This window comes from Rossellomorea sp. NS-SX7, assembly GCF_052828565.1.
Map to the genome: position 1 here is coordinate 3,199,584 of NZ_CM128249.1, position 14,399 is coordinate 3,213,982.

At 44.1% G+C, this 14,399-nt stretch carries 13 protein-coding genes and 1 riboswitch; all 13 genes read right to left on the reverse strand.

The features are described 5' to 3' along the window. Positions 1-112 precede the first annotated feature (112 nt). Positions 113-295, reverse strand: a riboswitch (Lysine riboswitch). 164 nt (positions 296-459) lie between these two features. The 13 genes from yunB to ACUXV2_RS16085 all read right to left on the reverse strand — a co-directional run bounded on the left by yunB (position 460) and on the right by ACUXV2_RS16085 (position 14,354). Next, complete coding sequence (yunB, locus tag ACUXV2_RS16025) at positions 460-1,224, reverse strand: sporulation protein YunB (RefSeq protein WP_446244148.1); 765 nt, start codon at positions 1,222-1,224, stop codon at positions 460-462. Between the two features lie 58 nt (positions 1,225-1,282). Beyond that, the gene (locus ACUXV2_RS16030; RefSeq protein ID WP_446244149.1) at positions 1,283-2,359 is read right to left on the reverse strand and encodes an HD-GYP domain-containing protein; all 1,077 of its coding nucleotides are present in this window, start codon (positions 2,357-2,359) and stop codon (positions 1,283-1,285) included. Positions 2,360-3,024: 665 nt separating this feature from the next. Beyond that, positions 3,025-3,663: a hypothetical protein gene (locus ACUXV2_RS16035; RefSeq protein WP_446244150.1), complete on the reverse strand. Its 639-nt coding sequence runs from the start codon at positions 3,661-3,663 to the stop codon at positions 3,025-3,027. A 219-nt stretch (positions 3,664-3,882) separates the two neighbouring features. Next, positions 3,883-4,185 (reverse strand): YunC family protein, encoded by a 303-nt coding sequence (locus ACUXV2_RS16040; RefSeq protein ID WP_446244151.1) that lies wholly within the window; start codon positions 4,183-4,185, stop codon positions 3,883-3,885. A 57-nt stretch (positions 4,186-4,242) separates the two neighbouring features. Then, on the reverse strand, positions 4,243-5,601 hold the full coding sequence (locus ACUXV2_RS16045; RefSeq protein WP_446244152.1) for a bifunctional metallophosphatase/5'-nucleotidase: 1,359 nt from the start codon (positions 5,599-5,601) through the stop codon (positions 4,243-4,245). A 25-nt stretch (positions 5,602-5,626) separates the two neighbouring features. Then, positions 5,627-6,451, reverse strand: coding sequence for a sulfite exporter TauE/SafE family protein (locus ACUXV2_RS16050; RefSeq protein ID WP_446244153.1), 825 nt, complete (start codon positions 6,449-6,451; stop codon positions 5,627-5,629). Between the two features lie 66 nt (positions 6,452-6,517). Next, positions 6,518-7,369, reverse strand: a complete 852-nt coding sequence (locus tag ACUXV2_RS16055) for a DUF72 domain-containing protein (protein ID WP_446244154.1) — start codon at positions 7,367-7,369, stop codon at positions 6,518-6,520. A 204-nt stretch (positions 7,370-7,573) separates the two neighbouring features. After that, on the reverse strand, positions 7,574-8,971 hold the full coding sequence (sufB, locus tag ACUXV2_RS16060; protein ID WP_175990449.1) for a Fe-S cluster assembly protein SufB: 1,398 nt from the start codon (positions 8,969-8,971) through the stop codon (positions 7,574-7,576). 40 nt (positions 8,972-9,011) lie between these two features. Then, on the reverse strand, positions 9,012-9,455 hold the full coding sequence (gene sufU, locus ACUXV2_RS16065) for a Fe-S cluster assembly sulfur transfer protein SufU (protein ID WP_446244155.1): 444 nt from the start codon (positions 9,453-9,455) through the stop codon (positions 9,012-9,014). Continuing rightward, on the reverse strand, positions 9,445-10,674 hold the full coding sequence (locus tag ACUXV2_RS16070; RefSeq protein ID WP_446244156.1) for a cysteine desulfurase: 1,230 nt from the start codon (positions 10,672-10,674) through the stop codon (positions 9,445-9,447). The genes sufU and ACUXV2_RS16070 overlap by 11 nt, the downstream gene beginning before the upstream one ends. Further along, complete coding sequence (gene sufD, locus ACUXV2_RS16075; protein ID WP_446244157.1) at positions 10,674-11,984, reverse strand: Fe-S cluster assembly protein SufD; 1,311 nt, start codon at positions 11,982-11,984, stop codon at positions 10,674-10,676. The genes ACUXV2_RS16070 and sufD overlap by 1 nt, the downstream gene beginning before the upstream one ends. 17 nt (positions 11,985-12,001) lie before the next feature. Continuing rightward, entirely contained in the window at positions 12,002-12,787 is a 786-nt protein-coding gene (gene sufC / locus ACUXV2_RS16080) for a Fe-S cluster assembly ATPase SufC (protein WP_446244158.1), read from the reverse strand. Positions 12,788-13,988: 1,201 nt separating this feature from the next. Next, positions 13,989-14,354 carry a carboxymuconolactone decarboxylase family protein gene (locus ACUXV2_RS16085; RefSeq protein ID WP_446244159.1) on the reverse strand — a complete coding sequence of 122 codons (366 nt, stop codon included), beginning with the start codon at positions 14,352-14,354 and terminating at the stop codon, positions 13,989-13,991. Positions 14,355-14,399: the final 45 nt, after the last annotated feature.

The following is a 14,399-nucleotide window of genomic DNA, read 5'->3' on the forward strand; positions in this document are numbered from 1 at the left end:
TGTCCTCCTCCTATTTGATAGGGGGGAACCTCATAGCATGACAGAGGAATAAAAAAAGGTAATGATAGAGGATCCTATCATTACCTTTAATGAGTAATGTAAGTGCTCCATCACGATCTGTAGCTCCCCATCATAGAGTGTCCCCTATAATGACAGTGTTATCCTTCTTCAAGATAACCCCAGCGAATATGCTTCTGACAAGCATATCAGCTTCGGCAAAGGTTCCCTTTCATCTGTTCTCTCAGTTGTCATCCTCAAACAGTTTACTCTTGAACCCTGCACCTCTACCCCATCGGATTGATGATGTGGTTATAATATTAAAATTTCCTTTATAAATATATCAAACTATCAACAGTTTGACAACTTTTTATTCGGGATAGGTGATGGGCAGGTTTTTCCAAAAACACATTTGGTTCTGTAAATTAGACCGTTCCTCACCGCTGCAGACACTTGCCGGGATCAGTTTGTCGGTATTTCGATGGATGGTGATGCTCCGTCACCGCTATTGTTGAAGAATTGCGGTACATCCAGGTGGACAGTATCCATGGCGATCAATACGTCCTGCTTGATGGTTTCGGTTTTCGTTGCAAACGGTATGATGATCTGGACATTCACAGTCAGGGTGATATAGACCTTGACGAGGGCATTGTTGATACCAAACTCTTCTACAGTATGTTTAATATCCGAACGTACATCCCCGATTGAATGGAACCTGATCGGGACTTTAGGTCCCAAGTTCCCTAGTAAGGCATTGTTGGTCGCCTGACCTAGGGGAACAGAATACACGATACCTTCATCGGCTTTTGTCCCTTCCTCGTCGATTTCAATGTCCGTGATGTATTCCAGGTTTTCGATATTCCCTTTTTCTGCCTCTTTCAAATATAATTGGACTAAATTAGTGATTTCTCCCTGAACCCGGTTGATGTTCTGTGTATTGAAACTGAGAGAGACCACCTCCCCTTCTTCATTTTTCACTTCTTCCGTTATCTCCTCTAACTCTATGGATCCTGCTACCTTTTTGTTGATCGCTTTGTTGATGACCATCGTACCGATTCTGCTCGTTTGAGTTTCTGCATAAGCCAGCAGCGTCGGCTTCAAGCCCAGGTTTACGATCCAAAGACCCGCCCCTGTGGAAAAGATGAAGAACACGATGGTGATGATCATCACGTGGCGAAAAGGCAGCGGTCCTCCTCTTCGGGGTTTATGTGTTTTAAACTTTGACAAAAAAATCCCCCCTTACAAGCTATTCTTATGCTCTCTAAGGAGGGTTTAACGCAAAAATTTATTTTATTTTACTGGCAGCCGGTTCATAATCCGCATCAAAACCGACGATGACCTTATCAAGCTCGGTCCGCAAGTCCAATTCATAAGGAGAATAGAGTTCTTCCCCTTTTTCTTCAATCACCCGAATGACAGGCCTGTCCGTCAGACCTTTATTCTGTCCGGTGACAATCCCTTTTTTTCCGTCATTCAATTCAACGACCATTCCGTTCGGATAAATCGCGACGGATCTCCTGAAGGCTTCAATGACGTTCATGTCAAATAAGGAACCTGAGCCCGCGTAAAGGATTTCAAGCGCTTCGTGAGGAAGCATCGCTTTTCGGTACACCCGGTTGGATGTCATCGCATCGAATACGTCTGCCACTGCAATGATTTTAGCAAAAGGATGTATATCATCCCCTTTCAATCCACGAGGATATCCTGAGCCGTCCAATCTTTCATGATGCTGATAAGCGCAGTGGGCCACCAAAAGAGATACAGACTGCAGCTTTCTAAGAATATCAAAGCCATGCTCGGTATGTTTCTTGACTTCCAAGAATTCCTCTTCTGTCAGTCTTCCCGGCTTCATAAGGATATCTTCTGATACCAGCATCTTACCCACATCGTGAAGGATTGCTCCAATTCCTAGCTCTTCCAGCTGTTTTGGCGAAAGATTCAGTTCGATCCCGATTGAAAGAGTATATAAAGTAACATTGAATGAATGATGAAATACGTAAGAATCATAGGTGAAAACGTCTGTAAGGACGGTCAGCAGCTCGTCATTAGCCTTTACTTCCTTTAAGACAACATCGATAATCTGCTTCAGTTGCTTAGCGCTGTCCTCCAGTACAACTAAATTCTGGGGCATCTTTGCTTCATTGATTCGGCTGAACACTCCTTCAATACCGGCAACCGCATCATGCCGCACCTTGCTCGGTACAGACTCAGTGACTTTGATGCCGTTAGACAGGGAATCTTCAATATAGACATACTGAATATTCAGCTCCTGCAGCCGGTAAATCATCCGTTCCGTGATCGCAACATTTTGCTGGATGAGCGCATGACCCCTTACATTATATACAGTTGTCGCCATAACCATTCCCGGCCTCAAAGCCCTAGTTGATATCAGCCTCATAGAATTCTCCTATGTAATTCTTTCATTTTTCGACATATTTTACTAGTACCTCCATTATAATGGATAAAAAGACCGATGCAAGCTGTATTTAAGGAAATCAAGGTAAATATTCATGAAAGAATATTAAGGGGATGTAAAGGTGTAAGTTGTCTATGCAGGCTGAAGAGTTTTTTGACGTGAACAATACAGGGATCATCAAAAATAAGCCTGGGAAAAAGTAAAAAGCGCAATCTAAAGAAGAATATTCTCAGAATAGGCTTTTAATACCGCTGTTGATTTCCGTGCAAGACTTCGCTTTCCGCGGGTAGCCCGTGAGCCTCCTCGGCAAGCCTGCGGGAAGAAAAGCGGAGGGGCTTTGTTTAGAGGCTGGTGGCATATGGCGAATCGGCCACGAAGGCGTTCTTTGCCTTCTTGGACGAGTTGACTTATGACATGTGCCTCTAAGCCCCAGAGCTGGACAAGTCTCACATAAGCTACTCTTCCCGCAGGAGTCTTCGTCTTGCACTCCAATCACCAGCTAGAACAAGCTTAGACCTAAACGCACATTTTAGCAAAACAAAGAACTCTTGTACCATTCTCTTCAAGAACGAAATAAGCATAGGCACTCCCAGCCATCCCCATCCTTATCATTAATAATTATTCAATATCCAAGCTTCCTTTAATGTCTCTGTGGCAATGTAGTCCACATCAAGCATTTCTTCAGTCCTTTCTTTCAACTCCGCCCCTTCCTTCTCAGAGAACATTTTCTTATCCAAAACAGTGTCATACAATTCTGTGATGTCTTCTATTAAGCGAGTGGATTCCTTTTTCGCCCCACCCGTATTCACTATTTTCTTCAATTCTTCAAATGTCAGTCCATATCTCTCATTTTCATAGCCTAATAATTCGATCATAGCATGGTGAAACTTCAAACTATGTATATAATCTCTTTCTTCAACCAAGAGTTTTTTCACTGTAAGGCTCTCGGTGATGAGCATTTTGGTTCTGAATGTAAAATACAGAATTTCATAGAGCTTTAAGACCTCAAGTGTCATTTGAGGGTCCTGAAGGGCCTCACCCTGGTCGTCAAGGACGACAAATTCATTAATGGCGTGACTGACATTGAATAGTGATTTTTTGTAAAACATCACGGCACGGAAGCGATGATGCTGAATGGTCATTTCTGGGGTCACTGCAGCCACACGTGAACGTTTAGTAAACGGCTTCACAGCTTTACGCTGAGCCTTAGTCAAAGGATGCATCATTTGGATCCCAAGTTTTTCATGCATATGTACACCTCCATGAAGTACGGTTTACCCTCATTCTACAGAAGAATAGACGCAGCTTCTATATACAGAGGAAAATAATGACCCAGCTCTATCAGGCGTGCATCCCTTCTGATGAGAATGGTTCTGTTTAACAAAGCTGGTGATCAACAATAATATGAGTAGAATGAATAAAAAAGCTCCCATGCACACTGTGCATAGAAGCATTCATACCATCAAGGTTTATAGCATTTTCAATAATGCATCGCGACCGATCATACCCGGACTGATTCCACGGTTTTCCGCTTCAATCGTCACCGATTCCAGGGGGGCATCAAGAAGCTGGTCGATCGTTTTGACTCCCACGGCTCTTCCGGCAATGATTCCTCTGTCACTTAATTTTTCATTGAGTAAAGCAACATCCAGTGCACCGCACATGATATATCCCTTATCGCTCGTCACAACGAGCAGGTTGGTTTTCGGTAACGCTACAGAAACAGCTAAGAAGGTATGTCCTTGAATGGTAATAGGAGAAAGATTCATCATTCTGCATCACTCCTCTCAACTCATATGTATGAGAGGAGCGGAAGAACGGTGAAACTTTTACTGACCCAATTTCCATGCAAGGATATCCCTCAGGAACTCCGGCATGAAGTATTTCTTCTCCAGTCTCTGAAGGTCGGGGAAGAAGTGTCCGAATGTGAACATATCGGGGATTGCAAGCTTATAGATTTTTTTGGGACGGATGGGAACCCCATTGATATAGATTCTTTGTTTGTCTTCTTCGAAAGCAATATTGGTATACACAAACTCACCCATGATCTTTCCTCTGAACCCGAGTCCTTTCAGTTGCAGATGCGGCCATTCTTCATTAAATGTCTGTTTGATGATTTCCTTCAGCTCAGCACCTGAAAGCTCGATCAGACAAGGGTTGATCGGGTGAGGAAGGATGCGGTGGAGATCCTGCCTTGTTACAGGACCCGCATTCAGCCCTTCGATGAGAAGTCCCGCATTCAGGAAGGAACAATCCGCGCTGCACCATTCCTTCAATGCATCACTCAAAAGCTGGGGAAGCGGTGATTCATTGAACCAATCAGCAGGTAATGGTTCAGTCAGATGTGAAACCTCTGTACCCAGCAGGTCTTCCCCTTCCTTAAACCACCCGAGTTTCTCTTCTTCTTCATGAGCTGAGGGAGGCAGATCGTCATGTGCATACAGCTGCGCTTTTTTAGAGAGAACTGATTTCTTTTTCGCATCCACTTCAATCATCATATGACCGACAAAATTCCCGAACTTCCCGGCAGCACCAAGCATTACGCCATTTATTTCTTTTCCCTCGTGCAAAATATGATGTGTATGTGCCCCCAGGATCACGTCAATTTCAGGCAGGGACCCGGCAATCAGCTCATCATCCCTTATTCCCAAGTGCGATAGGAGCACCAAGACATCCGCTTCATGTTTCAGCTTTTCCACGTGCTTCTTCAATTCATCCAGCGGAGAAGTGATATTCCAGCCGAGCGCTCTGTAAAAAGGGGAAAAATAGGCAGTCAGACCGAGAACGGCGACTTTCATTCCTGCTTTTGTTTCATAGATGTGATGAGTCTTGATCCAGTCTGGCACCTTTTTCTCCCGGTTCAACAGATTGCCTACAATAACATGGAATTCAGCCTCTTGATACAACGTATCCAGGTCTCCGTAATCCAGGGTGATGCCCTCGTTATTCCCGATTGTCACTGCATCGTATCCCGCTTGATTTAACAGACCTACATTTCCTTTGCCTAGTGTAGCTTCCGTATATGGATGCCAGCGGTCTACGTGATCACCGATATCGAAGAGGAATACATCTTCCCCCTCATTGACATGCCATTCTTTTCTTTTTTGGAGAAAATCCCGTATTCTCGACCAGTGCTCAAAATGACTGTGAAGGTCGTTTGTATGATAGATATGAATGATTTCTTTCATTGTACTCTCACTCTCCCGATGGAGGTTATCCCGTTATGCTTTGGTAAATCAATCGTATTCCTATTAAAATCAATATGATGCGAAGTACGCTGACCAGTGCTTTTGATTCCAGCTTAGTATTTAAAAATGATCCCAATTTCGCCCCGAACCATGCCCCCGGAATCAGCGCGAGTGCATACAACCACTTCACATTCCCAAGGAACACATGTGTTCCTGAGCTTACAAGCGCGGATAGAAACACCATGAACATAGAAGTCGCTACCGCTACGTGAGGCGGAAACAGGAAGATCAGAATCATCGCAGGCACCATCAGCGATCCTCCGCCGATGCCAAACAGCCCTGAAGTGAATCCTACCACAAGCGCAATCAATGCCCCTACAAGGGGCGGGTAGCCATATTGAAAGGTTTCTCCACTCGGATCCGTAAATTCCCTTTGAAAGGAAGCTGTTTTAAACTTTTCAATGGGCTTCAACTTATTCCGAACCATGAGGATGATCGCCATGATGATCATGAATATACCAAAATAAAGATTGAAGTCTTCCATATTTAAATATTTATTTACCCAGGCACCGATAATCGATCCAGGGCCTGCGCCCGCAAAGAAAATCAATCCACTTTTATAATCGACGGTCTTATGCTTTAAATAAGCGAGAGTCGATGACAATCCGGTGAAAATCATGACCATCAGCGATGTACCTACAGCCGTTTGTGGTGTTATATTTTCAAGCCAGGGTGTATATGTACCAAAATAAATCAGTGCCGGAACCACGATGACCCCTCCGCCGAGGCCAACAAGAGAACCGACAGTTCCTGCAAATAATCCAATGCAAATCAATACGATCCATTCCACTTACTTTCATCTCCAGTCCTTATTGAAAAAATGTTTCTTCATGTCAGCGTCAGTATATGAAACATCCTACTCCTGGAATAAATCCAGCTGCTTAGGTGCCAGACCCTTATATTCAATCCCGAGCATGTCGATCAGCCGCTTGGCATTGCCTGCAGCGTCTCCGCCCGAATTATTATTAAAAAGGACATAAACATCCTTGGACTCTTGGTGAAGCTTATGGATATGAGGAATCCACTCTTTTAATTCTGCTTCATTGTATTTATATAAATACCGGACTTCACGCCATTCATCCCCACTGCCGGTTTTGTTCCATCCATGAACGTTACGGCCATGGAAACGGATCAGCGTCGCCTCTTCATGGGTAGCTTCCATCACCCTCGGTATCGATCCCTCCCCTGCCTGAGGTTCGTCACAGATACTGTGGATCCATCCCTGCTCCTTCATGAAGGTGAGTGTCTTATCTTTATACTGGGGACGATACCAGCTTTGATGACGAAACTCGAGTGCCAGCGGCAAACCGTTCAACTGTTCCTTGCAGTATCTGATATAGGCGACGTTGTCACGTGTGCAGTCAAACCATGGCGGAAACTGTAAAAGAACCATTGCCAGTTTATCATCTTTCAGATAGGGAGAAAGAGAATCCTTAAATGCACGGAACATCTCCTCTTTCGTATCAAAAGGAATGTCTCCCCTCTGATGTCCCGTCATGCCTTGATAAGCCTTCACAATAAATTTAAAATGCTCCGGTGTATCCTTCACCCACTTCTCAGCGTTTCGGATCGGCTGAACGGCATAAAAACTTGCATCGACTTCCACAACCGGAAAATGCGCACCATATTCCTTCAATTTGTCACGGGGAGAAACATCCTCATAAAGAGAATCATGATCCCCCCAGCCCGTAACACCTATATAGATCATCCGTATTCACCTTCTTCAGTATTGATGATGAACTTCTTTTGTTGCTATTCATTTTATCATAAGAGGTACGTGGATTCGTAGTGTGAGGATTTGTTGAGGTGGCATGATCACTATTTCGAATTGATCCAACTGGTCGTAATCAAATAAAAAACCCCTCTTGCCGCATATAACTGCTGGCAAAAGGGGTTGAACATTCAATATTGATTATCCGATTGAACCTTCCATCTCGAACTTGATCAGACGGTTCATTTCGACTGCGTATTCCATTGGAAGTTCTTTCGTGAATGGCTCGATGAAGCCCATTACGATCATTTCCGTTGCTTCTTCCTCTGAAATACCGCGGCTCATCAGATAGAATAATTGTTCTTCTGATACCTTCGAAACTTTCGCTTCGTGCTCAAGTGAAATGTTATCGTTCAGGATTTCGTTATAAGGGATCGTATCGGAAGTCGACTGATTATCCATGATCAGCGTGTCACACTCGATGTTTGAGCGTGCACCTTCCGCTTTGCGTCCGAAGTGAACGATACCGCGGTATGTTACTTTACCGCCGTGCTTGGAGATCGACTTCGACACTATCGTTGAAGAAGTGTTCGGTGCCAAGTGAATCATCTTAGCCCCTGCATCCTGGTGCTGACCCTTACCTGCAAGTGCGATGGAAAGTGTCATACCGCGGGCGCCTTCTCCTTTAAGGATGACAGCCGGATATTTCATCGTCAGTTTGGATCCGATGTTCCCGTCCACCCATTCCATCGTTGCGTTCGCTTCACACACAGCACGCTTCGTTACCAGGTTGAATACATTGTTCGCCCAGTTCTGAATCGTTGTGTAACGGCAGTACGCATCTTTTTTGATGATGATTTCAACAACCGCTGAGTGAAGTGAATTCGTCGTATAAACTGGAGCTGTACAACCCTCTACATAGTGTACACTTGCGCCTTCATCAACGATGATCAATGTACGTTCGAATTGACCCATGTTCTCAGAGTTGATACGGAAGTACGCTTGAAGCGGCGTATCCACCTTCACACCTTTAGGAACATAGATGAACGATCCGCCGGACCATACCGCTGAGTTCAGTGCAGCAAATTTGTTATCCGTTGGAGGGATGACTTTTGCCCAGTGCTCACGGAAAATATCTTCGTTTTCTTTCAGGGCTGAATCAGTATCCTTGAAGACGATTCCCATGTTCTCAAGGTCTTCCTGCATGTTGTGGTACACAACCTCGGACTCGTATTGAGCCGATACCCCAGCAAGATATTTTTGCTCAGCTTCAGGAATACCCAATTTATCAAACGTCTGCTTGATTTCTTCAGGTACTTCATCCCAGCTGCGCTCTGATTTCTCAGATGGCTTTACGTAATACGTAATGTCATCGAAGTTCAGTTCTTGTAAGTCGCCGCCCCATTGCGGCATTGACATATTATAAAAATGGTCAAGTGACTTCAAACGGAAATCAAGCATCCACTGAGGCTCTTCTTTCATGCGGGAGATTTCTTCTACAATCTCGCGCGTCAGACCACGTTTTGAACGGAAAATTGAGACGTCTTTATCACTAAATCCGTACTTATAATCTCCGATCTCAGGCATTTTCTTTGCCATGTTGATTCCTCCATTCTTTGATAGAGTGCCGGAGAAGAGCCTATTCTTCCTGCTCTTCCCCTTTTACTCCTTTTTCCATCGCTTTCCATGCCAGTGTCGCACATTTAATGCGGGCAGGGAATTTAGCGACTCCTTGAAGTGCTTCAATATCTCCTAAATCCACATCTTCATCATATTCGTTACCTTGCATCATATCAGAAAAAATCTTCGAAAGCTTAAGCGCTTCTTGGATTTCTTTACCTTTTACGATTTGTGTCATCATGGAAGCAGACGCCATCGAGATGGAACATCCTTCGCCGTCGAACTTGGCATCCTGGACGACGCCATCCTCCACTTTTAACGTTAAGTGGATGCGGTCGCCGCAGGTCGGATTATTCATATCGATCGTAAAGCTGCCATCTTCCAAAGACCCTTTATTGCGGGGGTTCTTATAATGGTCCATGATGACCTGTCTGTACAGCTGATCTAAGTTATTAAAAGACATCGCTGAAAAACTCCTTTGTCTTCACTAGGCCTGCAACAAGTTTATCAATATCTTCTTCTGTATTGTACAGATAGAAGCTCGCACGTGCAGTCGCCGAGACATTCAGCCATTTCATCAGCGGCTGTGCACAGTGGTGACCGGCACGGACAGCGATTCCTTCTGCATCCAATACAGTCGCAACATCATGAGGATGGACATCATCAATGTTGAAGGTTACAAGTCCGGCACGCTGGCCAGGATCTTTAGGACCGTAGATGGTCATCCCTTCAACCTGATTCATTTTATCCAGCGCATAAGCAGCAAGCTTGTGCTCGTATGCTTCGATATTGTCCAAGCCGATTTCTTCGAGGAAATCAATCGCTGCTCCGAGGCCGATTGCACCTGCAATAATCGGCGTGCCGCCTTCGAACTTCCAAGGAAGCTCTTTCCAAGTGGACTCCTGCAGTCCGACGAAGTCGATCATTTCTCCGCCAAACTCGATTGGTTCCATCTTGTTCAGGTGTTTTTTCTTACCGTAAAGTACACCGATCCCGGTAGGCCCGACCATTTTATGGCCTGAGAAAGCGAAGAAGTCACAGTCAAGATCCTCGACGTCAATTTTCATATGAGGTGCAGCCTGAGCCCCGTCCACGACCATGACAGCGCCATGATCATGGGCGATTTTCGTGATTTCTTTGATCGGATTCATCGTACCGAGTACATTCGATACCATCATGATGGAAACGATCTTCGTTTGGGCTGTAACGGTTTCTTGTACATCTTGAAGTGTGATCGTCCCATCTTCTTGAAGAGGGACATATTTCAATACAGCACCTGTTTCCTTAGCAAGCTGCTGCCAAGGTATGATATTGCTGTGGTGTTCCATGTGAGTGATGACGATTTCGTCGCCTTCACTCAGATTCGCACGCCCGTAGCTTGCCGCTACAGTATTGATCGCAGTTGTCGTCCCGCGTGTGAAAATGACTTCTTGAGTAGACGCAGCGTTGATGAATTTACGAACCTTTTCACGGGCCCCTTCATAGCCATCCGTCGCTCTAGTCCCCAGCGTGTGTACGCCGCGGTGGACGTTGGAATTATAGCCGCGATAGTAATCGTTGATTGCTTCGATCACTTGCACAGGCTTTTGGGAAGTAGCCGCGCTGTCTAAATAAACGAGTGGATGTCCGTTGACTTCCTGGTCGAGAATCGGAAAATGCTTTCGAATCTCTTTAACATCCATTAGTTTACTTTCCTTTCGATTACCTCGACAAGCTGTTTCTTAACTCCTTCGATCGGCAATTGGTTTACCACTGGAGCAAGGAAACCGTGAATGACAAGACGCTCTGCTTCTTTTTGCGGAATACCGCGGCTCATCAGGTAGTAAAGCTGAAGCGGATCGACGCGTCCGACTGAAGCTGCGTGCCCTGCCGTTACATCATCTTCATCGATCAGAAGAATCGGGTTTGCATCCCCGCGTGCTTTTTCGCTCAGCATCAATACGCGTGATTCCTGCTCTGCGTTCGACTTTGATGCACCGTGTTCGATTTTACCGATTCCGTTAAAGATGGAAGAAGCTTCATCTTTCATGACGCCGTGCTTAAGGATGTAACCTTCGGAATTTTTGCCGAAGTGAACAATCTTTGTCGTGAAGTTCTGCTTCTGCTTGCCTCTGCCGACAACCACCGTCTTTGTATCACCGTAGGAACCGTCACCCATCAGGTTCGTCACGTTTTCAGAGACAGTGTCACCGTCATTCATCAGTCCGAGCGCCCATTCGATGCGGGCATCCCTGGCTGCAACACCACGGCGGTTCACGTAAGTCGTCAATCCGCTTGCAAGATTGTCCACTGCACCGTAGGACACTTTGGCATTATTATTCGCAACTACTTCGGTCACGATATTGTATACGCCGTCTTCAACATCCGTTGTAGAAATATAGTTTTCGACATATGTCACTGAACTGTTGTCTTCCGCAACCACCAATACGTGGTTGAACATGGCAACTTCAGCATTGTCGTGAACATAAACTGCTTGAATCGGATCAGCCAGTTCTACGTTCTTTGGAATGTAAAGGAACGCCCCTCCATTCATCAATGCTGCATGAAGAGCTGTAAGCTTGTGCTCATCGGTTTTCACGCCTTCTGTCATGAAATACTTTTGAACAAGCTCGCTGTGTTCTTTTACCGCTGTGAAGATATCTGTGAAAATGACACCCTTATCCTTCAATTCATTGGATAATGAAAGGAAAGCAGGTGTATTGTTTCTTTGTATATATAAGCTTTGATCTTTGCTGTCTAAGTCAACTAGTGCTTTTGCTTCTTCTGGCAGCTCACTCAATGATGAGAACGAATCACTGTCCACTGTGTGCTTCTTGAATGAAGTGAAGTTCCAGTTTGTGATTTTCGTCTTATCTGCAACCGGAAGGCTAAGATCCTTCATTTTAGTAAAGGCATCTGTACGAAGGGTCGTTAACCATTCTGGCTCTCCAAGCTGCTTTGAGTAGGAGCTGACATAGTCCTGATCTACTGATAGTTTCGTTTCTACAGTCATTATTATCCCCCTAACACTTACGCTTCTTGGCCAACAGTTTCGTCTTTGATTCCTAACTCTTCCTTAATCCAGTCATAACCTTCCGCCTCAAGACGCTGTGCTAATTCCGCACCGCCTGATTTAACAATACGTCCTTGCATCATGACGTGTACGCGGTCTGGTGTGATGTAGTTAAGAAGACGCTGATAGTGAGTGATGATCAAGCAGCCGAACTCTTCTCCGCGCATCTTATTGATTCCTTTTGATACCACTTTAAGGGCATCGATATCAAGACCTGAATCGATCTCATCAAGGATCGCGATCTTAGGCTGAAGCAGCATCAATTGAAGAATTTCATTACGCTTCTTCTCACCGCCGGAGAACCCTTCGTTCAGGTAACGCTGTGCCATATCCGGATCCATTTCAAGGTATTCCATTTCGGAATCCATCTTACGGATAAATTTCATCAGTGAAATCTCATCGCCTTCTTCGCGGCGGCTGTTGATTGCCGAACGCAAGAAGTCCGCATTTGTAACACCGCTGATTTCACTTGGATACTGCATAGCAAGGAATAGACCTACCCGTGCACGCTCGTCTACTTCCATTTCAAGCACGTCTTCGCCGTCGAACGTGATGCTTCCTTTAGTAACTTCATACTTAGGGTGACCCATGATAGCTGAAGATAAAGTAGATTTACCTGTACCATTCGGTCCCATTACTGCGTGGATTTCTCCACCTTTAATTTCAAGGTTAACCCCTTTCAGGATTTCCTTTCCTTCAATCTCAACATGAAGATCTTTAATTGTTAAAGTAGAACCTGCCATGTGTAAATACCTCCGTGACTTTATAAAATGAATGTAAGGATGTAGACCCTTACTCATTCTCAATTTATTATCATTACAATCTTATAACAAATAAAAGGTATAATCAACTTTTTCAGAAGGAGAGGACATGGATATCCAGACATTAATTCCTTCACTATTGTTTGCTGAAAACATCAGAAAAATGTAGTGCCTTCCACTGAAGGAGCCTGTCCGGATTTCTTCCTATATTAATAGGAAGAAATTACATGATCATCCGTTATCTGAATGAGGCTCATTTGATATAGATTGCCACCTTCATGAAAAAAACCAGTGTTGAGTCAACACTGGTTTTTTCTTTACATTTATTATATATTAGCATGCACTTTTCTATCAAGTGCCGCAATCATTCTTCGGCTTTCCTTGTATTCCTGCTCTCTTTGTTTCTCTACTTGCATCCTGACATCATGCTTTCGTTTGTACACCTCGTATCCAATTCCATGGGCACTATGCATCGCCTTTTCCATTTCACTTGTGTACGTCAAACCCTCAAGAGAGTCGATAATGAATCATTCCTTTCAGTTTTTTCATTTCATTTATAACTATACTACCCCCTCTTTTTGAAGACAAAACCCGAATTTCTTCATTTTTTCTTAAAAATCATATACAGAAGATTTTTACAAGAGGGTATCATTAAGTTTTCACAAAATTCCGCCATTATACTAGCAAATAATAGGTAAGTTAGTAAATATCCAGATGCTTGTATAAAGATAAAGCGCTTACATTTTTATTTGAGGCATTTTTTAATGTGCAGCTGTTGATCTTTGTGGCAGACATCGATTTCTGCGGATGTCGACGCCTGTCTTTGATAAACGAAGTAAATAGCGAATAAAAATCCTCAAAAAGTGCTGTTTCCTTTAAAAAAGTAGTCGTCACCTATCAACTTGGGTTGTTTTCAATGCTTCATGCCTTATAACAATGAAATACATGCGACTTTCGAAGGTTATCGTTCCATTTATTAAAAATACATTCCACTTTTGTAATATACAATCCACTTTTAAAAATTACATTCCACTTTTCTGATATACGAGCAACTTGTCGAATTTCCTTTATTTTCATTATTCGATTAAACAGAAAAACATCGGGTAGTCCACCGTCCATATATATAGAAGAAACAAAAAAAAAAACGGAAGGTTCGATGATTGCGCCCCTTCCGCCTTCTTGTTTATTGTTTCAATTGATTAAGTTCCTGCACGGATTGCTGAACAAGTGTCACAGCCTGGCTCATTGCAGCCCCGCCTCCAAATGCCGCAGTGACGCCGACCGCTTCCAGGATTTCCTGCTCTGAACATCCTTCATCCAGGCAGCCTTTGGTATGGTAGATGATACAGTATTCATCCTGGGAATATAGGCTGATCCCGAGAGCGATGAGCTGCTTCTCTTTTTTCGTAAGGACACCTTCTCTAAAGCAGTGCTCAGTGAACGTATTATAATGCTCCGCAAGCTCAGGCATTTTCTCCGTAAATATCCCAAGCCCCATTTTATAATCATGAAGTGCAGCTTCTGTTGTGTTTCTTGGTTCCATTTGCATCGCATTCAGCTCCATTTTCGAATTAGATTATCGAAAATAGTATGG